Here is a 25,374-nt window from a genome sequence, read left to right on the forward strand (position 1 = left end):
GTCAGATCCAGATATCATTGATCGCGGTTCGCGCATTCACTTGTTCGCCGGTATTGATGACTCCCCGCGGTTCGATCAGCAACAGCTTCACTTCCTGCGCTGCACTGGGCTTGTGCTCGACCCCTTTCTTGACGACGTACATCTCGCCCGGACCGATCAGCACCGCACCATCGCGAAAGTCGATACGAAGTACGCCGTCCAGCACGATGAAGGTTTCATCCGTGTCGACGTGGGTGTGCCAGATGAAATCGCCTTCCAGGCGGACGATCTTGAACTGGTAGTCATTCATTTCAGCCACGACTTTCGGTGCCCACTGATCGTGGAACAGCGTGTACTTCTGCGCGAAGTTGATTGGGGAATATCGAGTCATCCTGGCGTGCTCCTCTGTGGTTGATGAGCCGCACCTTAGCGCTGGGGATAGCTTGGGTATTGGATGATCGTGCAGCTTTTCGCGTTATGCCGTGCGTGCCGCTAGCGCAGCATTTTCAGCCAGCGTGCCGGTGAAATGCCAAAGGCCTGGGTGTGCAGCCGGGTCATGTGGCTCTGGTCGAAAAAGCCGCAGGCCAATGCGGCTTCGCTCAGTGGCATGCCATGCAGCACCAGACGACGGGCTTCATTCAGTCGACGCTGGGTGATGTAGCGATAGGGGCTGGTGCCGTACAGGGCGCGAAAGTCCCGGGACAGGCTCCATCGGTCCCGGCCACTGGCCTGCACGAGATCATCCAGGGTAATGGCCTGATCAAGGGCATCATGAATGAACAGGCGCGCGCGCTCCGCTGCCGGGTAGTCAAGCAGTCGGCGTCCGCGTTGGTTACCTGCCGCGTCAGCCAGTGCCTGGGCCACGTCGTAGAGGGCATCGTCTTCCTCCAGCGGATCGAGGTGATGCCCGAGGCTGCCCAAGAGCCTGCGAGTCGCAACGTTGAGCCGGGGATCGTTCGACAACCCGCCTTCGATGAAAGGCAATGGCCTGCCCCCCAATACCTGCTGGATCAATGACGGTTCGATGTAGGACATTCGATAATGAAAACCATCGCTTGTCCCCGCCTCGCCGTCATGGACTTCGTCCGGGTGCAGCACGATGGTTCCGCCGGGCTGGCTATGACGTTTGCTCTGCCGGTAGTTGAAGCTCTGGACTCCGGCGAGCGTGAACCCGATGGCATAGGTGTCATGCCGGTGGGTGCTATAGCCGTGCCCACTGAAGTAGGCTTCGATGCGCTCGAGCTTCTTCGATTCAGGCGCGCGCAGCAGCCAGTCGCGACGGTTACCAGGTTGGGTCATGGAAGGTCGGCTCTCGCTTTTGTCTGCATACGATACCTGTCCGGCACGACCCATCACAGCGGCGGCTTGTAGTTCAGGGAAAGCTGCTCATCGAGCAGCTTCGAGTGATACGAATGGACGCCTTCAGATTTCCTTTACAGGCGTCTCGCATTGGGCGGTTTTGATCAATCCGATGACGTGAAGGCAGTCCGCCTTGTTCACGTAGGATTCACCGCTGGCGATGGTTTCGTGGTTGCCGGCTCGCAGGCGCCAGCGCCATTGACCTTGTCCTGTGGTCGGGGTCCCTCGGGTCTGTCGATAGATTTCAAAGTACATCGGTTCGCTCCATGCGATTAACGGATTCAGGACATGCTTGAACATGTCCTGGCAAGCCTAGCCAAGCTGGAATTTTTCGCTAATGGGAATACGTTTCCAATGATTGTGAGATATTTCCGCAAATTGCAGCGCTTGCTTGATCCGACCGGAACCAGGAGCAATGGATGAACCGCAACGAATTGCGCAAGGCCGACATCAACCTGATGGTGGTTTTCGAAACGCTGATGCTGGAGCGTAACGTGACACGGGCGGCGGAAAAGCTGTTCCTCGGCCAGCCAACCATCAGTTCGGCACTGAACCGCTTGCGCACGCTGTTCAACGACCCGTTGTTCATTCGCGTCGGGCATCGCATGGAGCCCACCGCGCGGGCCGAGGAAATCATCCAGCACCTGTCTCCGGCACTGGATTCGCTGTCGGTGGCCTTGAGCCTGACCCATGATTTCGACCCCTCCAGCAGTGCCATGACGTTTCGCATCGGGCTGTCCGACGATGTCGAGTTCGGCCTCTTGCCGCCGCTGTTGCGCAGCTTGCGGCAGGAGGCGCCGCAGATCGTGTTCGTGGTCCAGCATGTCGATTACTGGCGTATCCCCGATTTGCTGGCCTCGGGCGATATCACTGTCGGCATCAGCCAGACCCGTGGGCTGCCGGCCAATGCCAAGCGCAAGCTGTTGCGACATATCCAGCCCTGCGTGTTGCGCGCCGATGCCTCGGATACCCCGCTGACCCTGGATGAATACTGTTCGCGGCCCCACGTGCTGGTTTCCCATACCGCCAACATCGCCGGGTTTGCTGACGAATGGCTGGCCGAGATCGGTCGCAAGCGCCAGGTAGTGCTGTCGGTGCCGCAGTACAGCGCGCTGCCGGCGTTGCTGGCTGGAACCGACCTGATCGCCAGCCTGCCGGACTACACCGCCACCGCCATGGCCGCTTCCGGCCAGGTGTTCTGCGAACCCTTTCCCTTCAAGACACCGACCCTGGACCTCTCCATGGTCTGGCTGAGCCATGTCGACAATGACCCGGCCGAACGCTGGTTGCGGTCCCGCCTGGAGGCTTTCATGAGCGAGCGCGCCGGCGTGCTGGACGAAACAAAACCTGCCTGAAACTGCAAAGTCGAGGTATGGTTGCGCCGACTGTCATCCCAACATCATCTTTTCGAAACGGAGTCGAACACATGCCTCACTTGCACATGGAGTACACCGCCAACCTGACCGAGCTGAACGCCGACGTCGCGCTGTTGCGCATGAACAACGCACTGGTGGCATCCGGTCAGTTCGCCGCCGAGTTCGACATCAAGAGCCGGGCCGTGAAAATCGATACGTTTCGCGTCGGCACCGGCATGGGGGAGCGCGGGTTCGTGCATGTGAAGCTGGCCTTGCTGAGCGGTCGTTCGCCGGAAACCAAGAAGCAGCTGGCCGATAGCCTGCTGGCGGTGATCCAGGATCTTGGCCCATGGCCCGTCGGCGTCAGCGTGCAACTGTGCGTGGAAGTCCTCGATATCGACCGCGGCCCCTACGCCAAGGCCGCCATCGGTCTTTGAAGTTCAAGCGAGGTCTTGCCCGGGACAGGCCTTGACGATCTGTTCACGCAGCCAGGCGTTGGCGCTGTCCTGATCGGCCGCAAGGCTCCATTGCATGTCCAGGGTAAATCCCGGCAAGCCCGCCGGCGCCGGGCAGTGCTGGAATGTCGCTGCGCTGGCCAGCAATTGCTGGATGCGACGGGGCAGGGTCAGGAGGAAATCGGTACCGGCGATCATCTTCAACGCCGCGCCGTAACTGTTGGCACGTGCGGCGATCTGCCGTTGCCGAGCCTGCCGCGTCAGCCAGCCGTCCACCATGTTGGTGGGCGACGCCCAAGGCGTGGGAAAAACGTGTCGACGCTGTACGAACGCTTCGATGCTCAACGGCGATTCCAGCGGAGCCGACCGTTTGTCTGTCACGCAGACCAGTTCTTCTTCCAGCAGGCGTTGGGTCTTGAGATCGGCATGGCTGCTGTGGAAATGGGGGCCGAAACAGATCACCAGGTCCAGGCTGCCGTCACGCAAGTCATCAACGGGAATATCGGCTCCGAGCTTGTGCACGTTTACCACGACGGGCAGGTCTGCATGATCGAAGCCTTGCAGCAGTTGTGGGAGGAGCAGCTGTTCAAAGTATTCCGGTGCGCAAATCTCGAAGGTCACGGCCTGCCGGGTCGGATCGAAGGTCGGCGTGCCGGCATGGCAGAGGTTGATGCTTTGCAAGATGCTGCGCACATGCTCGTGCATGCCTTCGGCCTTGAAGGTGGGGCGCATGCCGGTCCGGGTGTTGATGAACAGTTCGTCGTCAAAGCAGGCCCGCAACTTTTTCAGGCTGTAGCTGACCGTTGACTGGCTGACGCAGAGGATCTCCGCCACACCGGTGACGCTGCCTTGCTCGAATACGGCGCTGAACACCATGAGGTCCTGCATGTCGAGCTTTCTGAGGGTGTTGCTGTTCAGCATCCGTTCTGTCTCTCGCTGTGCTCCTTGCGCGGGGCGTGCGCAAACAGGTTTTGATCCTAACGGAACGAGCGTGTGCAGAGAATGCCGACCGCTGCTTTTCCCGCCGGCAAGGCTGTGTTCAGCCAGCATGGCAAAGACGATTGTTTAGCCGACGCCAACGCAGACTCCATCAAATCCTGGTTTAACGGCTCCTGGCGTCATGGGAGGCTCGTGTCGAATGTTTTTTCCGTGATGCTCCTATGGACGGTTGGCCTGTCGCATTTCAATACCCGCCTTGCCCCGCCATCGTCCTGGTCGGCGCCCAACCGCCTGCCGTGCCTCCAGCATCCTTTGCGCTGCCCTGCGAACTGGCGTTCTGGGCCCTCTGGCATTGTCGCCACGCACGTCCTCCGGATGGCCGTATTTCCTGTTGATTCCTTGAACCGTGCTCGTTGATCGCGAGCACAGGATGACGGTGCCTGATCGCCCGTCCGACACGAAAATACGAGCGTTCCCATGAATCTTGTCGAATCTTCTTTTGCCTCCGTGCAGCAAGCCCAGGCGTTCCTGGCACAGAACCCGGATATCGAGCTGTTCGAATTGTTTATCGTGGATAACAACGGCTTGCCTCGGGGCAAGTGGCTGCATCGGGACGAACTGCTCGCGGTCTACCAGAGTGGCCGGCCGCTGCCGAGTACGATCCTCGGGCTGACGCTCAATGGCGACGATGTTGAGAACTCTGGCCTGGTCTGGGATGTCGGTGATATCGATTGTCGTGCCTACCCCATCAGCGGCAGCTTGCAGCGCATGCCGTGGCGGCGGATTCCTACCGCCGCCGTGCAAGTCGGCATGCATCCCCGGGAGGGCATGCCGGCGGCCATTGCCGATCCGCGCTATCTGCTCAGTCGGGTGATCGAGGCCTTGCAGGCGCAGGGTTATTACCCGGTAATGGCGGCGGAGCTGGAGTTCTACCTGCTGGATGCGCAACGGGACAGCGAGGGGCGGCCGCAACCGGCGCGGGACGCAGATGGGAGCAGGCCGCGTTCCACCCAGGTCTATGGTTTGCGTGAGCTGGAACAGATCGAGCCCTTCCTTGCTGATCTTTATGCGGCCTGCAAGCTGCAGGGTATCCCGGCCCGTACGGCCATTTCCGAATACGCGCCGGGGCAGGTCGAGATCACCCTTGAACACCGCACCGATGCCCTCCAAGCCATGGATGACGCAGTGCGCTACAAACGGCTGGTCAAGGGCGTGGCGCACCAGCACGGCATGGCGGCCTGTTTCATGGCCAAACCGTTCGATCACCTGGCGGGTTCCGGCATGCACATGCATGTCAGTCTCGCCGACCGGGAGGGCAATAACCTGTTTGCCAGCGAAGCTGCCGACGGCACGCCGTTGCTGCGTCATGCGGTGGGCGGAATGCTCGCGACTTTGCTCGATTCGCTGCTGTTGTTTTGCCCGAACGCCAACTCCTACCGCCGTTTCCAAAGCCACAGCTACGCGCCGCTGGCTGCGACCTGGGGCGTGGACAACCGCACTGTCAGCTTGAGAGTCCCGGGTGGCCCGGCCTTTTCTCGGCACATCGAACACCGTATCTGTGGTGCCGATGCCAATCCGTACCTGGCCGCAGCGGCGATCCTGGCCGGTATCCATCGTGGCATACGCGAACAGCGCGATCCCGGAGCGCCTGTCGAGGGCAACGGGTACGCCCAGGCGAGCCAATTGTTGCCCACCGACTGGCTGACCACCTTACGTGCCCTTGAATCTTCGACATGGGCGCGGGAAGCGTTGGGGGATGGATTCCTTGGCGTCTACCTGGCGGTCAAGCGCGCCGAATATCGCCAGTTCATGGGCGAAGTCGGCGAGCAGGATTGGCGTTGGTACCTGAACCAGGCCTGAAGTGTTTTGAAGTGGCTGTTGAAAAATTATTTAACAGCAACTTTTTCACGAAAAATTGATGGTGGGCTGCCTAAAGTTTGTGTTGCCGTAGCAAATGAATTTTTCACATTTGCCTACGGCAGGTCTTTTTAAAGAGCAACTTTCAGGAAGTCTCCAACCCTCATGCTGACTATTAAAGCCGTGCGCCCCGAGTGGGTGACGCTGGTCGCCAGTGCCTTTTTGTTAGTGGCCTTCAACGCCATTCTCTGGCAACACCTGCTCGCCATCACGGCGGCGGACGGACACGGTGTGTTGCTGTGCATGGCGTTTGCCGTGATGGTGTTCTGCGCGTTCAATCTGGTGCTGACACTGGTGGCGTTCCGTGCGCTGCTCAAGCCGGTGTTGATGCTGTTGTTCATGATCAGCGCCGGGGTCGCTTATTTCATGGCCCAATACGGTGTTTTGATTGATGCCGGCATGTTGCGTAACTTTGCCGAAACCAATGCCACGGAAGTGCGTGACCTGTTGTCGTTAAAGTTGTTTGGCTACCTTTTGCTGTTAGGTGTACTGCCTGCATGGTTATTGTTCAAGACCCCGATAAGTTATCGTCGCTGGCCCAGGGAGTTGTTAAGCAAGTTGCTCGTCGGCGTCGTCTCGGCTGTGCTGTTGGGCGGGGTTGCCTTGATCAATTACCAAGGGTTGTCTTCGCTGTTTCGCAATCATCACGAGTTGCATCTGATGGTGGTGCCGAGCAACTACATCGGCGCCTCGATCGGCTACTTGCGCGAGCAGGTCGCCTCGGCCAAGCAGCCATTTATTACATTGGGCGAGGATGCGCAGCGCAACCCGGCCTGGCAAACCCATGGGCGCAAATCCCTGACGGTGCTGGTAGTGGGCGAGAGCGCGCGTGCGGAGAACTTCGGCATTCTCGGCTATCACCGCGATACCACACCGCAGTTGGATAAAGAGGCCGGCCTGATTGCCTTTACCGACGTGCATTCCTGCGGCACCGAGACCGCCGTGTCGGTGCCGTGCATGTTTTCCAACATGGGCCGCAAGAACTACGACGCGAGCAAGGCCAAGAACGAAGAGGGCCTGCTGGATGTGCTCAAGCGCGCCGGACTGGAAGTGATCTGGCGCGACAACCAGTCCGGCTGCAAAGGCACCTGTGATCGGGTTGCGGTGCAGGACGTCAGTAATCTCAAGGACCCGGTCCTGTGTGCCAACAGTGAATGCCGCGATGAGATCCTGCTCCAGGGTCTGCAGCAATTCATCGATACCCTCGACAAGGACACGGTGCTGGTGTTGCACCAGATGGGCAGCCACGGGCCGGAATACTTCAAGCGTTATCCCAAGGAGTACGAGCATTTCACCCCGGTGTGTGAAAGCAACGCGTTGAACAATTGCAGCCGCGAAAGCATCGTCAACGGCTACGACAATACGCTGGTGTACACCGACCATGTGCTGTCGACCCTGATTGACCTGCTGCGGATAAATCAGGACAAGGTCGACACGGCCATGCTGTACCTGTCGGACCATGGCGAGTCGCTTGGCGAATACAACCTGTTCCTCCATGGCACGCCTTATATGCTCGCTCCGGAGCAACAGAAACATGTGGCGATGCTGGCCTGGTTCTCCGACGGTTATCAGAAAGCCTTCTCGGTCGATACGCATTGCCTGCAACTGAGTCGGGACAAACCCCTCAGCCAGGATAACCTGTTTCATTCGATGCTCGGGCTGCTGGAGGTCAACAGCAAGGTCTACAACCAGGAGCTGGACATGTTTGCCGGTTGTCGCGGCGCAGTCATCGACGGCGTGCTCGCCCGTGAGTAGAAGTTTCCTACACCTTTTTTTCACGCGGCACTGTTTAAGCTGTTGCTCACTTATTTTTACTGAGCTGTGAGTATGCCCGGGCAATCCCCATCCACCGTCGAGCTTGAATTCGCCCGACAGCACGAGCAGGAGCATGCGCAAACGTGCCGTCAACCGGCGCCTCGGCGGTTGCGCCTGGTGTTCTGGCGTGACGAGCAGTTGGTGCGCAACGCTCTGAAGGCCGCCGGCGAGCCCGGCCTGGTGCTGGATGTGGCGTGCGGGGCGGGGCGCTTCTGGCCAGTGCTGGCCGAACATGCCAACCGGGTGATCCTGGCGGCGGACCCGTCGCCGCAAATGCTTGATCACGCGCTCGCCCACCACGAGCAAGCGTTGCTTGAGCGGGTCAGGACCTTCCCGAGTTCTGCGTTCACCCTCGGGCTATCCGCGAACGCGGTGGACTGTATTTTTTGTCTGCAACTGTTTCTGCATATCCAGGCCAGCGAGCATCGCCTGGCGTTGCTGCGCGAATTCCATCGGGTCAGCCGCGACACAGTGATCGTGTCGGTCCAGATCGAGGGCCGGCTGAGAACCGGCCAGCCGCCACCCAGGCGCCTGGTCGACCGGGCCCGGGTCGAAGCGGAGTTTATCGAAGCCGGTTTCAGCGTGCAGTGGTATCAGGATTTCCTGCCCGGTTTTGCCCTGAAGCGGGTTTATGTATTACGTAAGACCAGTTAACCGCTGATGTAGGACTATTCTTGCGTTTGCGCAGGCGATTTCTCTAAAGCTCTTGCTCCGTAGATGCTCGCAATCGCCGACGGCGATATATACTGCGCGCCATTCTTCAAGGGAGAGCCGTGTGGCCATCGATATTCACTGGATTCGCGACAACGATAGCCTCGGTCGGTTTTGCGCCGAATGGCAACAGTTGCCATTCGTCGCCCTCGACACCGAATTCATGCGGGTCGACACCTTTTATCCCATTGCCGGCTTGCTGCAGATCGGTGACGGTAAAAGCGCCTACCTGATCGACCCATTGACCATTGATGACTGGCAACCCTTGGCTGCGCTGCTGGAGAACCCGGCTGTGCTCAAGGTGTTGCATGCCTGCAGCGAGGATCTGGAAGTCTTGCTGCGCCTGACGGGCAGCCTGCCCGCGCCGCTGTTCGACACCCAGCTGGCCGCCGCTTACCTGAACCTGGGCTTTTCGATGGGTTACTCGCGGCTGGTGCAGGAAGTGCTGGGTATCGAGTTGCCCAAGGGCGAGACCCGTTCCGACTGGTTGCAGCGGCCCCTTTCCGAGACGCAGATTAGCTACGCCGCCGAGGATGCCGTGCACCTGGCGGAAGTTTTCGTCGAGTTGCGCCCGAAGCTTTCCGATGAAAAGTACGCCTGGGTATTGGAGGATGGCGCCGAGCTGGTGGCCAACCTGCGACGTGAAATCGACCCGTATGAGGTCTACCGCGAGGCCAAGCTGGCCTGGAAGCTCTCCCGTGCGCAATTGGCCGTACTGCGCGAGCTTTACGCCTGGCGCGAACGCGAGGCGCGAGCCCGTGACCTGCCGCGTAACCGCATTATCCGCGAGCATTCGCTGTGGCCCTTGGCCCGCACGCAACCGGATAACCTCGGCGCGCTGGCAAAAATAGAAGACATGCACCCGCGCACGGTGCGTCAGGACGGCGAATTCCTGCTGGACCTGATCAAGCGTGCCGGCAGCGTGCCGCCCGAGCAATGGCCGCCCGCCGTGGCCGAGCCGCTGCCCATCGAGGCCGCGGCGCTGCTCAAGCGCCTCAAGGCGCTGGGCCAGGCTGAAGCCGAGCGCCTGGGCATTGCGCCTGAATTGATGCTTCGCAAGAAAACCCTCGAAGCCCTGATCAAGAGCGGCTATCCCGAGGGACCTTACCAACTGCCCGATTCGCTGCGTGGCTGGCGCCGCGAGTTGATGGGCCAGGCGCTGCTCGACAGCCTGGCCACCGCCGGAGAACAGCCTTGAAACGTATCTGCTCCATCTACCGAAGCTCGAAGAAAAACGAGATGTACCTGTATGTGCTCAAGAGCGAGGCATTGGCCCGTGTGCCTGAGCCATTGATGGCGGCCTTCGGCAAGGCGATCCATGCCTTCGACCTGGTTCTGAGCCCGGAGCGGCAATTGTCCCGCGAAGACATCAACAAGGTGCTTGAGAACCTCGATACCCAGGGTTATCACCTGCAGATGCCACCGGCAGAGGACGAATACATCGAGCATTTGCCCGAAGAGTTGTTGCGCCGCAACGACCCGGTCTGATTGCCTTGGGCGTCCGTCCTGGGGGCTCTCGAAACACTGGAATGATTATCGGGATGGCCGCGAAGATGGAGCAACACTCTGTCGGCGGTCGTTTGCACTGTTTTTGAAAGGTTTGATTCATGCGCGTTCTGATTGCCGAACACGACCACGCGATGTATGCCCAGCTCCTGCGCCAGGCTGCAGCCGATATCGAAATCCTGACCAGCGGCGACTCCGCTGAACTGTCACGCCTGGCCGCCGATTGCCCGGTCTGGCTCGGCCAGCCGGACTTGCTGGCGACCTTGTTGCGTCAGGGCCACAAGCCCCGTTGGCTGCAATCGACCTGGGCAGGCATCACCCCGCTGCTGGCCGAGGGCCTGGCCCGTGATTACCGCCTGACCCGCGCGGTGGGCATTTTTGGTCAGGTCATGGCCGAATATGTGCTCACCTACATGCTCGGGCATGAGCGCGAAGTCCTGGCGCGCCTGGTCAGCCAGGTGGAGCGCAAATGGGACAATCGCCAGAGCCAGAGCCTGGCGGGCCGCAAGGTATTGATCGTCGGGACCGGCGATATCGGTCGCCGCGTGGCTGAGTTCCTGGTGCCATTTGGCGTGCAGTTGTACGGCATCGCCAGTGAAGCTCGGGAATTGGCGCCGTTTATTGAAGTTGGCGCGTTGCAGGACTTGCCCCGTCTGGTGGGCGAGGTGGACTACGTGATCAATCTGTTGCCGAATACACCGGACACTCACGATATCTACGACGCGGCGTTGTTCAAGCAATTCAAACCCACCGGGCTGTTCATCAATGTCGGCCGTGGCGTGGCCGTGGTCGACGCGGACCTGGTGCAAGCGTTGCAGGACGGGCACCTGGCCGGTGCGGTAATCGACGTGTGCCGCCAGGAGCCGTTGCCACAGCGCCATCCGTTCTGGACCGCCTGGGGATTGTTGCTGACCGGCCACAGCTCCGCACCGACGTCGCCGCCGATGATGGTGCAGTTGTTCCTGGAGAACCTGCGAGCCTATGAGGCCGGCGAAGCGTTGCGCGGGGAAGTGGATTTCAGTCGGGGCTACTGATCCGGCATTCAATGCGGTCCATTGTGGGAGCGAGCTTGCTCGCGATAGCGGTTTATCAGTCGACATCAATGTTGGCTGACTTGACGCCATCGCGAGCAAGCTCGCTCCCGCAGGGGGTGTGTCGAGATCAGAAGGTGAAATCACCCTCGGCCACCAGTTCGCTCAACGGCCGGCGCGGGCTCGGGACTTCGCGGGCCTGGAGGTAGTCGGCCAGCGTCGATTTGTCTCCCAGCTTGCCAATCGCCACGGCCGCGTGCAGAGCGTAGCCGTCGGGGATCTTCAGTTCCTTGCGGGTCAGCTCCTGGTCGAAGCCGGCCATGCCATGGGTGTGCCAGCCGCTGAGGCTCGCTTGCAACGCCAGGTGGCCCCAGGCCGCGCCCGTGTCGAAGGTGTGGCACTGGGCCGGGGTTTCCTCGGTGGCGCCGGGCACCGCGAAGGTGGTTTTCGAGGCGATGATCACCAGCGCCGAGGCGTGTTGGGCCCAGCCACGGTTGAATTCGTTGAGCAAGCCCAGGTAACGCTCCCAGTTCGGCGTGTCGCGACGGGCATACAGGAAACGCCACGGCTGCGAGTTGTAGGCCGAAGGCGCCCAGCGCGCGGCTTCGAAGAAGCTCAGCAGGGTTTCTTCGCAAATGCTTTCAGCGGTGAAAGCGCGGGGCGACCAGCGTTCGATGAACTGGGGGTGGATGGCGTATTCGGCGATGCGGGGATTGGCACTCATGGGCTTACCTTGGCTGGGATCGGGAACGTGATGAAGCAACCTACGTCCACACATCCGGGCTGACAAGCCCCCTTGTACCGACAGTCGCCAATGCTTGGCCTCAAGAGGCCCCGGCACTAGACTGTCGGCCTTTTCACCACGTGATGTTGATGCTTGAGCCATGGCCGCCAAAGTCGAACCGTTCTGGATACGCAAAACCCTCGATCAGCTTGATTCACAGGAGTGGGAATCGCTGTGTGACGGCTGTGGCCTGTGCTGCCTGCAAAAGCTCGAAGACGAAGACGACAACAGCGTCTACTACACGCGTATCGCCTGCAAATTGCTCGACCTGAAGACATGTCAGTGCACCGATTACCCCAATCGTCGCGACTTTGTTCCTGATTGCATCCAGCTCACGCCAGGCAAGGCCGATGAGTTCAAATGGTTGCCGCCAACCTGCGGCTATCGCCTGGTCAGCGAGGGCAAGGACCTGCCGCTTTGGCACCATCTGGTCTGCGGCGACCGTGACGCGGTGCACCACGAACGCATTTCCCAATCCGGGCGCATGCTCGCCGAAGGCAGCGTGGCTGAAGAGGATTGGGAAGATCACCTGATTTTCCGCGCCGGCTGAAACACCCGCCATCGCACCCCAGGAGAACCCATGGCTGCAGGATTGAAATGGATGCTGGCGGCCGGGCTGCTGGCAGTGAGCGGACCGCTGTGGGCCGCGCAGAAAGTCGATCTGGATTATCACATCCACCTGTTGCCGCAGAGCGACCAGGCCGAAGTGCGCCTGACGCTGGCGCGGGGCTCGGCGGTGCGCAGCCTGGATTTCGATCTTGGAAGCGATGGTCGCTACAGTGATTTCAAAGCCGATGGCCAGTGGCAACTGACTCCCGGTCACGAAGCTCGGGGCGTCTGGCGCCCAGCTGCTGACAAGGCGAGCCTGACTTATCGCGTCCGCCTCAGCGAGTCGCGCAAAAACGGCTCCTTTGAGACCCGCATGACCCCCGGATGGGCGCTGCTGCGCGGTGATGACCTGGTACCGCCAGCCAGGCTGGATCAGCAGGACGGCACTGAACTGGTTTCACGCCTGGAATTCGAATTGCCGGGTGGCTGGCAAAGCATCGAGACGCCCTGGCCGCGTATCGGCAAGCAGCGTTTTCGCATCGACAACCCTTCGCGCCTGTTCGACCGACCGACGGGCTGGATGCTGGCCGGCAAGCTCGGCAGCCGCCGCACGCGCCTGGGCGAGACCGAAGTGACCGTGGCTTCGCCGCGAGGCCAGGGCATGCGGCGGATGGACGTGCTGACGCTGCTGACCTTCGTCTGGCCGCAGGTGCAGGCAATCGTGCCGCGCCATCCGGCCAAGCTGTTGATCGTTGGCGCGGGCGACCCGATGTGGCGTGGCGCCCAGGGCGGCCATGAATCGATTTACCTGCACAGCCGTCCGGCATTGGTCAGCGAACGGGGCAGCAGCCCGTTATTGCGGGAGTTGGTCCAGGTGCTGGCGCGCATCAACGATCATGATCGCAGCGATTGGATCAGCGAAGGGCTCAACGAGTATTACGCCATCGAATTGCTGCGCCGTGCCGGCGGCATGAGCGACGAGCGTTACCAGGCACTGAATGATCGACTCGGCCGGGACAGCAAGGGCGTTACGACATTGCGTGGTGAACAGGTGAGCCCTGCAATGGTGTCCAAGGCGGTGCTGCTGTTGCAGGAGCTTGATCGGGAAATTCGCCTGAAGACCCGCAACAAGCGTTCGCTGGATGATGTACTGCAAGGGGCGATGCGGTTGGAAACCGTCGACACCGAGGAGTTTGTGCAGCTCAGTGAAAGTGTTCTGGGTGCAGGCTCAACTGTTCTGGATAGCCGGTTACTCCAGTAACACCGCCATCGCGAGCAAGCTCGCTCCCACATTGATCGAGTCGTACACAAATAGTGTGTCCATTGAAGATCCAGTGTGGGAGCGAGCTTGCTCCGGGCGGCGTTCCGACGATGGGGCCATCAGCCTCTACGCATCTGTCCGCTCAGAGCCCAGCCTTCGGCGAAACCAACGAATCATTTCCCGTCACCGTAGCGGTGCCGGTCGCCGCCTCGGCATTGGTTTTCATGCGGCTCAGTTCATCACCGGCCTGCTCGATCCGGGCGCGGGCGTCGTGCAGGTGCTGACGGTTTTTTTCCAGCAGGGTCTTGGCCGAACAATGTCCGGTGATGCCGCGGGCCAGGGCCATGCCGCCGATTGCCAGTTGGGCCAGGCCGATCACACCGCCGCGGCGCAAGCCCTTGCCCATCATCAGCACCCCACCGGCCAGTGACCCAATGCGCTCCCAGCCGTGCACATTCTGCGGGCTGCGGGTTTGGAAAGGGGTAGTCTCAACCGGCCCGAACGGATTGTTGTCGCTCATGATCTGTCTCCAGTGTGGGGATGTGTATAAAGCTGACTGCCAGAGCGAATCCGTCGTTCCATGGAATTTCCCGCCGGTCAGCGAAATTGCGGCCCCGAGCGGGTGTTGTTGCCTTTGGCCATGCGGTCGTAGAGCACGACGTTGACTGTAGCGGCCAGGTTCATGCAGCCGTTGGTGGGGATATAGATCACGTCTTCGCACCAGTCGCGGATGTCCTTGTCCAGGGAACCGTCTTCCGGGCCGAAGATGTACAGGGCCCGGTCCGGATGGGTGTATTCGGGCAAGGGACGGGCGCCGTCCACCAGTTCCACGGCCACCGGCACGCAGCCCAGGGGCAGGATCTTTTTCAGGTCGTCGATGCCGATCAGCGGGATGTCGTAGTGGACTTTTTTGGTGTCGGTAACGAAGTCGGCAGCGCGTTCGTAGCGCTTGCCGGTGTAGAACACCGACGCGACGCCGTAACAGCCAGCGGCACGCATGACCGAACCGACGTTTTCCGGCGACTTGGGGTTGAACAGACCGATGCAGCTGTAGCGTTTGTTGGCCACGGACGGGGTGCCTTTGGGAAAAGGCGCGATTATACGGGGAATGGGTGAGGCTGGTCAGGTTCGAGATCAGTGGTGTTTGTTAGATTGCCATCGCGAGCAAGCTCGCTCCCACACTGGATTTTCGGCGTCCACAAAACCTGTGGGAGCGAGCTTGCTCGCGATGGCGGCCTGACAGTCTGCAACATTTTTGGGTAATGACGACTACTCGTCTTTTTTCATCAACCCGGCCAGCGCGGCGAAGGGGTTGTGCGTCGCCTTGGCGATCTTCGGCGTGCTCAGGGAGCCGTCGCCGAAGTATTGCTGGTCGGTATAGCGCGAGTGCTCGTTGTCGTGGCAGTACAGGCACAGCAGTTCCCAGTTGGAACCGTCCTGCGGGTTGTTGTCGTGGTTGTGGTCACGGTGATGGACGGTCAGTTCGCTCAGGCGCTTGCCGGAAAACTCACGGGCGCAGCGACCGCAGACGTGGGGGTACATTTTCAGGGCTTTGTCGCGGTAGCCCATTTCCCGGTCGCGCTGGGCGTCGGCGAGGATGCGGTCGAGCTTGGCGGTGTTGGGCGGTGGGGTGGACGAACTCATGGGTTCACCTTTGTAAAAAGACTGATGACGGTTGGACAGAGTTTAGCTCAGCCCTTGAGCTTCTCGGCAATCCAGATGGTGTGGCGGGTGCCCTTGTTGCCATGGGCGAACACTTGCACCTCTTCGGCCTTGAAGCCGGCCTTTTTCAGCTTGTCGGAAAACTGCCGGTCAGCGCTGGCCGACCATACCGCCAGCACGCCCTTGGGGCGCAGGGCCTTGGCGCACGCGGCCAGGCCGCCGGCCGAATACAGCCAACTGTTGGCTTTCTGGGTCAGGCCTTCCGGGCCGTTGTCGACATCCAGCATGATCGCGTCGAACCCCTGCGGCTCGGCTTGCAGGACCTTGGCGACGTCTTCCATGCGGACCACGGTGCGCGGGTCCGACAGCGGTCGCCCGGCCTTTTCGCCGAGGGGGCCGCGGTTCCACTCGACCACACCCGGGACCAGCTCGGCCACTACCACTTCGGCGCTCTTGCCCAGGTGTTTCAGGGCGGAGGCGAGGGTGAAGCCCATGCCGAGACCACCGATCAGCACCCGCGAGCCGGGACGGCCGGCGACCTTGCGACAGGGAATCTCGGCCAGGGCATCTTCGGAACCGTGCATGCGGGTATTCATCAACTGTCCGCCGTCACCGCCCTGGATCTTGATGACGAAATCTTCGCCATACTCGAAAAGGCACAAGGCACCGCTGTTGTCGGGAATGGGCGTGGTGTCGAGAAGAACGAAACGTTTCATGGAAATCTCATGGGAATGGGGCAGACCGGCCCGGTTGGGACTAGCCTGAAAGCAGACAATAGCCACGGAGCCATTGATGAAGTGCACCATTCTAACGGCCATTGCCGTGGCGGCGCTCTCGATAAGTTGCGCCCAGGCCCAGCAACCGACGATTCCCGTCAACCCGCCGAGCATTCCCGGGGCGCCGGGCACCGCCACGCCCATGCCGTATCCGCCGGTCACGCTCAACGGCGTGCCCAAGGCTGCCCCACCGGGTGGCGGCCCGCCGCTGTTGCCGCCGATCGAAATGCCCAGGCCGCCGAAGGACCAGCCGATCCCGGGCATGGAACCGAAGCCGGCGAAGGCGAAGTCGCCGGGGGGTTAGATTTTTAACTCGACGCCATAACCTGTGGGAGCGAGCTTGCTCGCGATGGCGGCGGATCGGTCAGAATTAAAGTCGACTGACACACCGCTATCGCGAGCAAGCTCGCTCCCACAGGGGCTCGTGCAAGGTCCAATGGTTCAGCTACACCTGCTGCGACAGCAACTGCCCGTCGGCCATGCGCAGGCGCTTGGACAGGGAGACGGCGAGGGCGCGGATGATCTTGGCGGCGATCTTCGGTGCGTCGTTGAGCATTTTTTCCAGGGAGTCCTTGCCCAGGTTCAACAACTGACATTCGGTGGCGGCGATGCAACTGGCCGAGCGTCGTTCGCCGTCGAGCACGGCCATTTCGCCGAAGGCGCGGCCGCTGCGCAGCGTGGCGATGGTCACGGGCTGGCCGTCGGGGCCGGTTTTCTGCACGGCCACCTGGCCGGTGTGAAGGATGCACATGAAACTGCCGGCATCGCCCTCGCGAAAAATCGCTTCGCCCTGGGCGACGGTACTGATGCTGAAATAGCCCGATGCCGCGGCGAAGTCGACGGGCAGCAGTTGGTCGAAGAGACCACAGTCCATCAGCCAGTCGCGAATTTGGTTGTTCAGTAAGGTCGGTTCTGACATGTCGTCACGGTCTTTTCTTATCGTGTTCTGCGATTTTGGATTGTCTTGAATGTAAGGCGATTCCCTGTGGGAGCGAGCCTGCTCGCGAATTCGGTCTTTCAGCCAACGTTGGGGCAGGCCGATCCACCGTCATCGCGAGCAGGCTCGCTCCCACATTTGATCCAGTCGAGCCAGGTATGGAGCTAAGACCCGGCCATCCCGCAGAGTTCCTCAAGCCACGCCCAAAACCTTCAAGACAAATGCATATTCGAGCGCTACGTCACGCAATCCCTGGTAGCGGCCGCTCATGCCGCCATGGCCAGCGCCCAGTTCGGTCTTGAGTAGCAGCGGGTTTTCGTCGGTCTTGGTCGCGCGCAGTTTCGCCACCCACTTGGCCGCTTCCCAGTACTGCACGCGGCTGTCGTTGTAGCCGGCGATCACCAGCATCGCCGGATACGCCTGGGCGCGGACGTTTTCGTACGGCGCGTAGGCCCGGATCCGATCATAGACGTCCGGCTCCTCGGGGTTGCCCCATTCGTCGTATTCGGTCACGGTCAGTGGCAGTTCGGGGTCGAGCATGGTGTTGAGCACGTCGACGAACGGCACTTCGGCGATCGCCACCTTGAACAGGTCCGGGCGTTGGTTGAGGACTGCGCCGATCAGCAGGCCACCGGCGCTGCCGCCGCTGATCGCCAACTGATCGGCCGAGGTGAAGCCCTGGGCGATCAGGTGTTCGGCGCAAGCGATGAAATCACTGAAAGTGTTGTGCTTGTGCTCCTGCTTGCCGGCGCGATACCAGGCCTCGCCCAGTTCGCCGCCGCCGCGCACATGGGCGATGGCAAACGCTACGCCACGATCCAGCAGGCTCAAGCGCGAATGGGAGAACCACGGGTCGAGGCTTTCGCCATAGGCGCCGTAGCCGTACAAGTACAGCGGCACGGGTTTGCCCAAGGCCTCGCGCTTGACCACCAGACTGATTGGCACTTGCGTACCGTCCGGTGCCGTCGCCCAAAGCCGTTGGCTGACATACGCATCGGCATCAAACGGACCCAGCACCGGGGTTTGCTTGAGTACGACCTGAGCACCGCTGGCCAGGTCCAGCTGGCGGATCTGCGCCGGACGATTCAGCGCTTCGTAGCGCAGGCGAATGCGCTCGCTGACAAACTCCAGGCTGTTCTGCACGTGCAGGCTGTAGGCCGCGTCCGGCAATTGCACCCGATAGGCCGGTAAACCTTGTGGGTGGACTTCGATGATCGGCAGGCCGCCCTCGCGCAGGCTCAATGTCATGGCGCTGGCGTTCAGGCTCAGGCCGTCAATCATCACCGCGTCACTGTGGGGGATCAGGTTCTGCCAGTCGGCTTCGGCCGGCGCTTCGCCCATATCAGGCGCCTGGTACAGGGCGAAATTGATGCCGTCGCGGTTGCTGCGGATGAACCAGGTCCATTGCCCTTCGAGCAGGCCATGGTCGACATCGTATTCGTGGTTCTCTACCCGTGGCGCGACGCAGGTAAACGGTTGTTGTGGTTGCGCCGCGTCCAGCACCCAGACTTCGCTGGTGGTCTTGCTGCCCAGGGACAGGATCAACTGCCGCTCGGAGCTTGAACGGTAGCAATGCAGGAAAAAGCGCCCGTCCGGCTCATGGAACACTTCTTCGGCGGCGGTGCCGTCCAGGCGATAGCGCAGCAGCTTGTGCGGGCGATGGGTATCGTCAAGTTCGCCGAAGAACAGCGTCAGGCTGTCGTTGGCCCAGGTCATGCTGCCGTCGCAGTTTTCGAAGGACAGCTCGCTGACCTTGTCGTTGGACAGTTCTTTGACGAACAGCGTGTAGATCTCATCGCCGCTGGTGTCCAGGCTGTAGGCCAGACGCTGATGGTCGGGGCTGATGCTGAACGCGCCGAGGGAAAAGAAACCGCCATCGGCCAGCGCGTTCGGGTCCAGCAACAGCTGTTCACGACTTTCATCGATCGTCAGGCTGTCATCGGCCGGACGCGGGCAACGGTAATGGCGAGCGTATTCATCACCCGCCGTGGTGCGGGTGTAATACAGGTAAGGGCCCCAGGGCGAGGGCAGGGAGAGGTCGGTTTCGAGGATTCGTCCCTTGATTTCCTGGAACAGCGTTTCGCGCAGTTCGGCCTGATCGGCGAGCCGGGCTTGCTGGTAGCTGTTTTCAGCCTTCAGGTATTCGAGCACGGCGTCGGTGTCGCGCTCCTGCAGCCAGGCGTAGGGGTCAACACCGGGGGCCTTGCGGGCAATCGGGGCGTCGGGAACGTGGGCGGATAGGGGCATGGAAAAACTCTCAAGCATGATACGAACAGGGACAAGTGGCCGACGGGGTCAGTTCGGTAGCCGGACCGAAAAACTCACCCCGCCGGGCATCCGGCAGATGCCGGGGCAGCCTGACGAGCGAAAAGCCGTTACTATAAGCGCCTCTTTGCCTGCCTTGCCATGGACACCATGACCGAGAACGATTATCTGATTGCCTGGGGTCTCTACGCCTTCGCCGCCCTCGGCTGCCTCCTGGTGTGGATGCGCATGACCCGCTTCATGTGGCGCTGGTTGCGCGAGCCGCTGCGGCTGCTGATGGCGGTGTTGCTGTTCAGCCCGACCATCGTCGACCCGGTGAAGGAAAAGGTCGCCCCGGCGCTGGCCATTGCCGCTCTGGACCTGCTCTTCAAGGTTGGCAACAACGTCTGGCGCGCAGCGTCCGACCTGCTCATGTACGCCATGATCGCCTTCGGCCTCTATCTCGTCCTGGTGCTGATCCGTATTCCTGTCGAACGCGCGGCCAAGGCTCGCCAGGAGCGGGCCGCCGCGGCCAAAGCGGCCGCCGCTGCCGAGCCTGACGACGAGCCTGCGTTCGGCGTGGCCGGTGATGACCGTTATGGTCGCCCACCCGTGCCGAGCAATCCCCAGCGTTCGCGTATCGAACCGCGCCTGTAACCGGGCTGCCCAATCAAACGAGGGTTCGAGCATGTGTGAGTTATTGGGCATGAGCGCCAATGTGCCGACCGATATCGTCTTCAGCTTCACCGGGCTGATGCAGCGCGGCGGCAAGACCGGGCCGCACCGCGACGGCTGGGGCATCGCTTTTTATGAAGGCCGTGGCCTGCGCCTGTTCCAGGACCCGGCCGCCAGCAGCGAGTCGGAAGTGGCGAACCTGGTGCAACGTTATCCGATCAAGAGCGAAGTGGTCATCGGTCACATCCGCCAGGCCAACGTCGGCAAGGTCTGCCTGTCCAACACCCACCCGTTCGTGCGGGAGTTATGGGGGCGCAACTGGTGTTTCGCCCACAACGGCCAGCTCGCCGATTTCCAGCCGGGCGTGAGTTTCTACCGCCCGGTGGGCGATACCGACAGCGAGGCGGCGTTCTGCGACCTGCTCAACCGCGTGCGCCAGGCTTATCCTGAGCCGGTGGAGGTCGAGCAGTTGCTGCCGGCCTTGATCGAGGCGTGCAGCGAATACCGCAGCAAGGGCGTGTTCAATTGCCTGCTCAGTGACGGCGACTGGCTGTTCTGCTATTGCTCGACCAAACTGGCGCAGATCACCCGGCGCGCACCGTTCGGCCCGGCGCGGCTAAAGGATGTGGACGTGATTGTCGACTTCCAGGCCGAAACCACGCCCAACGACGTGGTCACGGTGATTGCCACCGAACCCTTGACCGAAAACGAAACCTGGACCCGCTACGAACCGGGCCAATGGAGCCTGTGGCGACGCGGCGAATGCGTCAGCCATGGCCGGACCGAATAAGGACGTCACGTTATGTTGCTCAGTTATCTACGGTTGGTGTTGTTCGCGGTGGGCCTGCTGGTTGGGGTCCAGGTGCCGGGCTTCGTCAATGATTACGCCAAGCGGGTCGAGGCCCACCTGATCGAGGCGCAGACTGGCCTGCAGGGGTTCCAGGGCACCGCCAACCAGTTCTTCAAGGGTGACATGCAGGCCCTGGTGGCGCATTACCGCGCCAGTGAAGACCCGATCTTTCGCAGCGATGCCGACAGCCTGAACACCTTGCTCGTGCGCCAGCAGGCTCTGGACAAGCAGTTCCAGGCAATGCAGGGCCCGTGGTACATCCGCCTGCTGCAGGTGGCCCTGGCCGCCGATCCGGACATCCGCAAGGAAACCTGGAACGGCTACAGCTACCAGATCCTGCTGACCCCCGAGGCGATGATCTGGGGCATCAGCGGCGCGATGTTGCTGTCGTTCGGCCTGGAATGCCTGTTCCGCCTGATCGACTGGGTGGTGCTGGGTGGCAAGCGCCTGCGCCAGAGCCGGCCGATCGAAGAGCGTGACCTGCGCGGACTCTGACTCGATGGTTCAGTGAGCTTCCTGTGGCGAGGGAGCTTGCTCCCGCTGGGCTGCGGAGCGGCCCCAAGATTTTGCGAGCGCTACGCACTCGAGCGGGAGCAAGCTCCCTCGCCACAAAAGCGGTCCGCCTTTCCTGGCGATGTGCTGCCCAATCAAGTTTTTCTTATGACCCGGCCAAGGTTTTATTCGTTGGACGCGATCAGCCGTGGGCTCAAGAATCGGGGCAACGGTCTCCACGCCAGCGTCGTCGAGACTCACAACAATAAAACCCGTGGAGAACCACCATGAGTGCACCCGACACGCTCGGCGTCCCCCAACCCCAGGCCCGCTCCGGTCCGTTCGATTGGTATCGCAACATCAACCAGCAGGAACGGCGCACCTTCTGGAGCTGCAAGATCGGTTACGCCCTGGACGGCATGGACACCCAGATGCTCAGCTTCGTGGTGCCGACGCTCATCGCGATGTGGGGCATCAGCACGGGTGAAGCGGGGCTGATTCACACCAGCACCTTGATCGCTTCGGCCATCGGCGGCTGGGTGGCGGGCATTCTCTCGGACCGCATCGGTCGAGTGCGCACGTTGCAATTGACGGTATTGTGGTTTGCGTTTTTCACCTTTCTCTGCGGTTTCGCCCAGAACTACGAACAACTGTTGATCGCCCGCACGCTGATGGGCTTCGGCTTCGGCGGCGAGTGGACCGCCGGCGCCGTGTTGATGGGCGAAGTGATTCGCGCCAAGGACCGTGGCAAGGCGGTCGGCATGGTGCAATCGGGCTGGGCCCTGGGCTGGGGCATGACGGCGATTCTGTATGCGCTGCTGTTCTCGGTGCTGCCGCCGGAAGACGCCTGGCGCGCATTGTTCATCCTCGGCATCGTGCCGGCGGTGTTCGTGATCTTCGTTCGCCGGCTGGTCAAGGACCCGGAAGTCTATAACCAGACCAAGGCCCGGCTGACGCCCGAGAACCCAGCGAAGTTCTACGAGATTTTTGCCCCCGGCATTCTGTTCACGACGATTCGAGCCTCGCTGCTGACCACTGGCGCGCTGGGTGGCTACTACGCCATCACCTCCTGGCTGCCGACCTTCCTGAAAAACGAGCGCGGCTTGAGCGTCCTGAGTACCGGCGGCTACCTGGCGATGGTGATCGTCGGCTCTTACGTGGGTTACGTCATCAGCGCTTATTTGTCCGACATCCTCGGACGCAAGAAAAATTTCGTCCTGTTTGCCGTCGGTTCCTTCACCATCGTGCTGCTGTACACCCAGGTGCCGGTGAGCAACAACGTGATGCTGTGGCTGGGCTTCCCCTTGGGCTTCTTCGCTTCGGGCATGTTCAGCGGCATGGGGTCGTTCCTCACCGAACTGTTCCCCACGCGCATCCGCGGATCGGGGCAGGGCTTCTGCTACAACATTGGCCGCGCGGTGGCGGCGCTGTTTCCGCTGTTGATCGGTATCCTGAGCCAGAAGGTGCCGCTGAGCGTCGGTATCGGAGCCTTCGCGGCGGTGTCCTATGGCGTGGTGATCCTGGCGGCCCTGAGCCTGCCGGAGACTCAGGGCAAGCAGTTGGAAGCCGACTGATTGATAACCTGTGGGGGTGCGATCCCCATGGTCCATAAGAAAGAATCCACAGGAGCGTTCACCGTGAACCGCCTGCTACTGAACTGCGACATTGGCGAAAGCTTCGGCAACTGGACCATGGGTCTGGACGCCGAGGTGATGCCCTTCATAGATTGCGCCAACATCGCCTGCGGCTTTCATGCCGGCGACCCGAGCATCATGCGCAAGACCGTCAGCCTCGCCCTGAGCCACGGCGTACGGATCGGCGCGCACCCGGCCTATCAGGACCTGGCGGGCTTCGGCCGCCGCTCCATGGCCTATGGCGCCCAGGAGCTGCAAGACCTGCTGCACTACCAGATCGGCGCCCTGGACGGTATCTGCCGGGCCCAGGGTGGACAGGTCAGCTACGTCAAACCCCATGGTGCGATGTACAACGACATGATGGCCAACCCGGCGCAACTGCGTGCTGTTATCGAGGCCATCGCCGCGTATGACCGGCAGTTGCCGCTGATGCTGCTGGCGACCCGGGACAACAGCGCCGCCCAGTCCCTGGGCGACGAATACGGTGTGACCCTGTGGTTCGAAGCCTTTGCCGACCGGGCCTATGACAGCGCCGGTCGCCTGGTCTCGCGGCAATTGCCGGGGGCGGTGCATCACGATTCCGAGGTGATCATCGGGCAGGCACTGACCATTGCCCGCGGCGACGCGCTGACGGCCAGCGACGGCAGCGCCTTGAATCTGCACGCCGATACGTTGTGTGTGCACGGCGACAACGCCAGCTCCGTGGCGGCCGTGCAGCGTATCCGCGAGGCCCTCGACCGGCAGAGCGCGCCATGAAACCACGCGTGGAAGTGGTGGCGGTGGACTGCCTGATGGTGCGTCTGTTCGATGAAATCGCCGAGGCCAACATGCCGTGGATGCTCGCTGCGAGCGAGCGCCTGCGCGCGGTTTTCGCCGATGATCTGATCGATCTGGTGCCGTCCTACACCACCCTGATGGTGCATTACGATTTGCTCGCCCTGACTCCGACCCAGGCCCGCGAGTTGATCGGCGAAGCGCTGAACAACCTCTCGCCGGATGCCCGGTCCGCCGGGCAATGCCATGTGCTGCCGGTGTGGTACGACCCAAGTGTCGGGCCGGAGCTGGACCTGCTGGCGAGCCGCAGCGGGTTGACGGTGACGCAAGTCATCCAGTGTCACAGTGAGCGCGAATATCAGGTGTTCGCCCTGGGCTTCGCGCCGGGATTCGCTTTCATGGGGCTGGTGGACGAGGAACTGGCCGCACCGCGACTCGACACCCCACGCAAACGGGTCGCGGCGGGCAGCGTCGGAATCGCCGAGCGCCAGACCGCCGCGTATCCGGTGGTATCGCCTGGCGGCTGGAACCTGATCGGCCGCACCCCAGCCAAATTGTTCGACCGCGAGCGCGATGGCTACAGCCTGATGCAGCCCGGCGACACGGTGCGTTTTGCCGCTGTCGGTCACGCTGAGTTCATTGCCCTGGGCGGCGACGACACACCGTTGGAGGCACAGGCATGAGCCGTCTGTTGATCGAGGCCAGCACAGCGCTGTGCCTGTTGCAGGACACTGGCCGCTTCGGCGTCAGGCACCTGGGCGTGACCCAGGGCGGCGCGGCGGACTGGCTGTCGATGAGCTGGGCCAATTGGATGCTGGGCAACGCCCCGGACGCGGCGGTGGTGGAAATCACCCTCGGCGGTTTTACCGTGGTGGCCGAGGAGGATTGCGTGCTGGCGCTGGCCGGTGCGGACCTGGGCGCGCGGATAGACGGGCAGGGCGTGGCGTCGTGGCGCTTCTTCAGCCTGCGCCAAGGCCAGACGTTGGCGCTCACTCAGCCGGTGCTCGGTGCCCGCGCCTACCTGGCGGCTCCCGGCGGCTTTAATGCGCCTGCGGTGCTGGGCAGCCGGGCGACGGTGGTGCGCGAAGAACTCGGTGGCCTGGATGGGCGGGGGCGGGCGCTGAGTCGCGGTGAGCAGCTGAGTTATTCAGGATCGGCAACGCCTCGGCCGATGCCGCACAGGCGGATTCCGGACTTTCAGCAGCTGCAGCCGCTGGACCTGATCCTCGGTGCGCAAAATGGCGCGTTCAGCGGACGCAGCCTGTTCGATGCCTTCAATACACCGTGGACGCTGGACAGTCGCGCCGATCGCATGGGCATGCGCTTGCTCGGTCCGGCGCTGGAATACCAGGGCCCGGCGATGATTTCCGAAGGCATTCCGCTCGGCGCCGTGCAGGTGCCGCCGGACGGCCAGCCGATCGTGCTGCTCAATGATCGGCAGACCATCGGCGGTTATCCGCGCCTGGGCGCCTTGACGCCGCTGTCCCTGGCCCGGTTGGCGCAATGCCTGCCAGGGACGCAACTGCGGTTGCGGCCGGTGGTGCAGGAGGTGGCGCATCGGCAGCAGGTTGAGTGTATGCGGGGGTTGTTAAACCGCTAAAAGCTTCGTCGGATCGCCGCCCGGAGCAGGCTCGCTCCCACAGGGTGGACCCCATATGTGACGAAGATT

Annotated in this window: 29 protein-coding genes; 18 read left to right on the top strand and 11 right to left on the bottom strand. The window is 61.8% G+C overall.

Features of this window, described 5'->3' with window-relative positions:
- Nucleotide 1: 1 nt before the first annotated feature.
- The 3 genes from J3P91_RS06675 to J3P91_RS06685 all read right to left on the bottom strand — a co-directional run bounded on the left by J3P91_RS06675 (nucleotide 2) and on the right by J3P91_RS06685 (nucleotide 1,593).
- Nucleotides 2-370, bottom strand: a complete 369-nt coding sequence (locus J3P91_RS06675) for a cupin domain-containing protein (RefSeq protein ID WP_434603054.1) — start codon at nucleotides 368-370, stop codon at nucleotides 2-4.
- A gap of 101 nt (nucleotides 371-471) precedes the next feature.
- Nucleotides 472-1,278, bottom strand: coding sequence for an AraC family transcriptional regulator (locus tag J3P91_RS06680; protein ID WP_434569480.1), 807 nt, complete (start codon nucleotides 1,276-1,278; stop codon nucleotides 472-474).
- A 123-nt stretch (nucleotides 1,279-1,401) separates the two neighbouring features.
- Nucleotides 1,402-1,593, bottom strand: coding sequence for a YegP family protein (locus J3P91_RS06685; protein ID WP_305496199.1), 192 nt, complete (start codon nucleotides 1,591-1,593; stop codon nucleotides 1,402-1,404).
- A gap of 164 nt (nucleotides 1,594-1,757) precedes the next feature.
- Here J3P91_RS06685 and J3P91_RS06690 point away from each other — a divergent pair, with 164 nt between their 5' ends.
- Both J3P91_RS06690 and J3P91_RS06695 read left to right on the top strand, forming a co-directional pair.
- On the top strand, nucleotides 1,758-2,693 hold the full coding sequence (locus tag J3P91_RS06690) for a LysR substrate-binding domain-containing protein (protein WP_434603056.1): 936 nt from the start codon (nucleotides 1,758-1,760) through the stop codon (nucleotides 2,691-2,693).
- Between the two features lie 71 nt (nucleotides 2,694-2,764).
- Nucleotides 2,765-3,130, top strand: coding sequence for a 5-carboxymethyl-2-hydroxymuconate Delta-isomerase (locus tag J3P91_RS06695; protein ID WP_434569478.1), 366 nt, complete (start codon nucleotides 2,765-2,767; stop codon nucleotides 3,128-3,130).
- Between the two features lie 3 nt (nucleotides 3,131-3,133).
- On the opposite strand, the gene J3P91_RS06700 is transcribed toward J3P91_RS06695, so the two are convergent.
- Nucleotides 3,134-4,069, bottom strand: coding sequence for a LysR family transcriptional regulator (locus J3P91_RS06700; protein WP_434603057.1), 936 nt, complete (start codon nucleotides 4,067-4,069; stop codon nucleotides 3,134-3,136).
- A 495-nt stretch (nucleotides 4,070-4,564) separates the two neighbouring features.
- On the opposite strand from J3P91_RS06700, the gene J3P91_RS06705 reads away from it, so the two are divergent.
- The 6 genes from J3P91_RS06705 to J3P91_RS06730 all read left to right on the top strand — a co-directional run bounded on the left by J3P91_RS06705 (nucleotide 4,565) and on the right by J3P91_RS06730 (nucleotide 11,070).
- Nucleotides 4,565-5,947 (top strand): glutamine synthetase family protein, encoded by a 1,383-nt coding sequence (locus J3P91_RS06705; protein WP_434603058.1) that lies wholly within the window; start codon nucleotides 4,565-4,567, stop codon nucleotides 5,945-5,947.
- 162 nt (nucleotides 5,948-6,109) lie between these two features.
- The gene (locus J3P91_RS06710) at nucleotides 6,110-7,759 is read left to right on the top strand and encodes a phosphoethanolamine transferase (protein ID WP_434603059.1); all 1,650 of its coding nucleotides are present in this window, start codon (nucleotides 6,110-6,112) and stop codon (nucleotides 7,757-7,759) included.
- Between the two features lie 72 nt (nucleotides 7,760-7,831).
- Nucleotides 7,832-8,473, top strand: a complete 642-nt coding sequence (locus J3P91_RS06715) for a class I SAM-dependent methyltransferase (RefSeq protein ID WP_434603060.1) — start codon at nucleotides 7,832-7,834, stop codon at nucleotides 8,471-8,473.
- 121 nt (nucleotides 8,474-8,594) lie between these two features.
- The gene (rnd, locus tag J3P91_RS06720) at nucleotides 8,595-9,728 is read left to right on the top strand and encodes a ribonuclease D (RefSeq protein ID WP_434569473.1); all 1,134 of its coding nucleotides are present in this window, start codon (nucleotides 8,595-8,597) and stop codon (nucleotides 9,726-9,728) included.
- Nucleotides 9,725-10,018 (top strand): YcgL domain-containing protein, encoded by a 294-nt coding sequence (locus tag J3P91_RS06725; RefSeq protein ID WP_030141193.1) that lies wholly within the window; start codon nucleotides 9,725-9,727, stop codon nucleotides 10,016-10,018. Before rnd ends, J3P91_RS06725 begins: the two co-directional genes overlap by 4 nt.
- Nucleotides 10,019-10,137: 119 nt before the next feature.
- Nucleotides 10,138-11,070: a D-2-hydroxyacid dehydrogenase gene (locus J3P91_RS06730; protein ID WP_434569472.1), complete on the top strand. Its 933-nt coding sequence runs from the start codon at nucleotides 10,138-10,140 to the stop codon at nucleotides 11,068-11,070.
- Nucleotides 11,071-11,197: 127 nt separating this feature from the next.
- On the opposite strand, the gene J3P91_RS06735 is transcribed toward J3P91_RS06730, so the two are convergent.
- Nucleotides 11,198-11,791 (bottom strand): nitroreductase family protein, encoded by a 594-nt coding sequence (locus J3P91_RS06735; RefSeq protein ID WP_434569471.1) that lies wholly within the window; start codon nucleotides 11,789-11,791, stop codon nucleotides 11,198-11,200.
- A gap of 160 nt (nucleotides 11,792-11,951) precedes the next feature.
- Between J3P91_RS06735 and J3P91_RS06740 the strand changes: the two genes are divergently transcribed.
- Both J3P91_RS06740 and J3P91_RS06745 read left to right on the top strand, forming a co-directional pair.
- Nucleotides 11,952-12,401 carry a YcgN family cysteine cluster protein gene (locus tag J3P91_RS06740; RefSeq protein WP_003184256.1) on the top strand — a complete coding sequence of 150 codons (450 nt, stop codon included), beginning with the start codon at nucleotides 11,952-11,954 and terminating at the stop codon, nucleotides 12,399-12,401.
- Between the two features lie 30 nt (nucleotides 12,402-12,431).
- Complete coding sequence (locus J3P91_RS06745) at nucleotides 12,432-13,661, top strand: hypothetical protein (protein ID WP_434603061.1); 1,230 nt, start codon at nucleotides 12,432-12,434, stop codon at nucleotides 13,659-13,661.
- 142 nt (nucleotides 13,662-13,803) lie between these two features.
- Here the strand turns inward: J3P91_RS06745 and J3P91_RS06750 are convergent, their stop codons facing one another.
- From J3P91_RS06750 to J3P91_RS06765, 4 genes are all read right to left on the bottom strand, one after another.
- Entirely contained in the window at nucleotides 13,804-14,181 is a 378-nt protein-coding gene (locus J3P91_RS06750; RefSeq protein WP_434603062.1) for a YgaP family membrane protein, read from the bottom strand.
- Between the two features lie 77 nt (nucleotides 14,182-14,258).
- Complete coding sequence (locus J3P91_RS06755; RefSeq protein WP_264432809.1) at nucleotides 14,259-14,729, bottom strand: RNA methyltransferase; 471 nt, start codon at nucleotides 14,727-14,729, stop codon at nucleotides 14,259-14,261.
- Between the two features lie 201 nt (nucleotides 14,730-14,930).
- Nucleotides 14,931-15,305 (bottom strand): YajD family HNH nuclease, encoded by a 375-nt coding sequence (locus tag J3P91_RS06760; RefSeq protein WP_434603063.1) that lies wholly within the window; start codon nucleotides 15,303-15,305, stop codon nucleotides 14,931-14,933.
- Nucleotides 15,306-15,352: 47 nt separating this feature from the next.
- On the bottom strand, nucleotides 15,353-16,039 hold the full coding sequence (locus J3P91_RS06765; protein ID WP_434603064.1) for a spermidine synthase: 687 nt from the start codon (nucleotides 16,037-16,039) through the stop codon (nucleotides 15,353-15,355).
- A 76-nt stretch (nucleotides 16,040-16,115) separates the two neighbouring features.
- Between J3P91_RS06765 and J3P91_RS06770 the strand changes: the two genes are divergently transcribed.
- Nucleotides 16,116-16,403, top strand: coding sequence for a hypothetical protein (locus J3P91_RS06770; RefSeq protein WP_434603065.1), 288 nt, complete (start codon nucleotides 16,116-16,118; stop codon nucleotides 16,401-16,403).
- Nucleotides 16,404-16,544: 141 nt separating this feature from the next.
- Here J3P91_RS06770 and J3P91_RS06775 read toward each other — a convergent pair whose 3' ends face one another.
- Together J3P91_RS06775 and J3P91_RS06780 are read right to left on the bottom strand one after the other, a co-directional pair.
- The gene (locus J3P91_RS06775) at nucleotides 16,545-17,018 is read right to left on the bottom strand and encodes a cyclic nucleotide-binding domain-containing protein (protein ID WP_434569467.1); all 474 of its coding nucleotides are present in this window, start codon (nucleotides 17,016-17,018) and stop codon (nucleotides 16,545-16,547) included.
- 210 nt (nucleotides 17,019-17,228) lie between these two features.
- The gene (locus J3P91_RS06780; protein WP_434603066.1) at nucleotides 17,229-19,283 is read right to left on the bottom strand and encodes a S9 family peptidase; all 2,055 of its coding nucleotides are present in this window, start codon (nucleotides 19,281-19,283) and stop codon (nucleotides 17,229-17,231) included.
- Between the two features lie 159 nt (nucleotides 19,284-19,442).
- Here J3P91_RS06780 and J3P91_RS06785 point away from each other — a divergent pair, with 159 nt between their 5' ends.
- The 7 genes from J3P91_RS06785 (at nucleotide 19,443) to J3P91_RS06815 (ending at nucleotide 25,305) form a co-directional block, all read left to right on the top strand.
- Nucleotides 19,443-19,937 (top strand): MFS transporter, encoded by a 495-nt coding sequence (locus J3P91_RS06785; RefSeq protein ID WP_305496183.1) that lies wholly within the window; start codon nucleotides 19,443-19,445, stop codon nucleotides 19,935-19,937.
- A 31-nt stretch (nucleotides 19,938-19,968) separates the two neighbouring features.
- Nucleotides 19,969-20,745 (top strand): class II glutamine amidotransferase, encoded by a 777-nt coding sequence (locus tag J3P91_RS06790; protein WP_305496182.1) that lies wholly within the window; start codon nucleotides 19,969-19,971, stop codon nucleotides 20,743-20,745.
- Nucleotides 20,746-20,757: 12 nt separating this feature from the next.
- On the top strand, nucleotides 20,758-21,300 hold the full coding sequence (locus J3P91_RS06795; protein WP_305496181.1) for a DUF2937 family protein: 543 nt from the start codon (nucleotides 20,758-20,760) through the stop codon (nucleotides 21,298-21,300).
- A 284-nt stretch (nucleotides 21,301-21,584) separates the two neighbouring features.
- A complete protein-coding gene (locus J3P91_RS06800; RefSeq protein ID WP_305496180.1) occupies nucleotides 21,585-22,871 on the top strand; it encodes an MFS transporter in 1,287 nt (428 codons plus the stop codon).
- Nucleotides 22,872-22,934: 63 nt separating this feature from the next.
- Nucleotides 22,935-23,687, top strand: a complete 753-nt coding sequence (locus tag J3P91_RS06805) for a 5-oxoprolinase subunit PxpA (RefSeq protein WP_434603067.1) — start codon at nucleotides 22,935-22,937, stop codon at nucleotides 23,685-23,687.
- Nucleotides 23,684-24,388 (top strand): 5-oxoprolinase subunit PxpB, encoded by a 705-nt coding sequence (pxpB, locus tag J3P91_RS06810; RefSeq protein WP_434603068.1) that lies wholly within the window; start codon nucleotides 23,684-23,686, stop codon nucleotides 24,386-24,388. The genes J3P91_RS06805 and pxpB overlap by 4 nt, the downstream gene beginning before the upstream one ends.
- Nucleotides 24,385-25,305, top strand: coding sequence for a biotin-dependent carboxyltransferase family protein (locus J3P91_RS06815; RefSeq protein WP_434603069.1), 921 nt, complete (start codon nucleotides 24,385-24,387; stop codon nucleotides 25,303-25,305). The genes pxpB and J3P91_RS06815 overlap by 4 nt, the downstream gene beginning before the upstream one ends.
- Nucleotides 25,306-25,374: the final 69 nt, after the last annotated feature.

The sequence above is a fragment of the Pseudomonas sp. Z4-7 genome (genome assembly GCF_051131965.1).
GTDB lineage: Bacteria > Pseudomonadota > Gammaproteobacteria > Pseudomonadales > Pseudomonadaceae > Aquipseudomonas.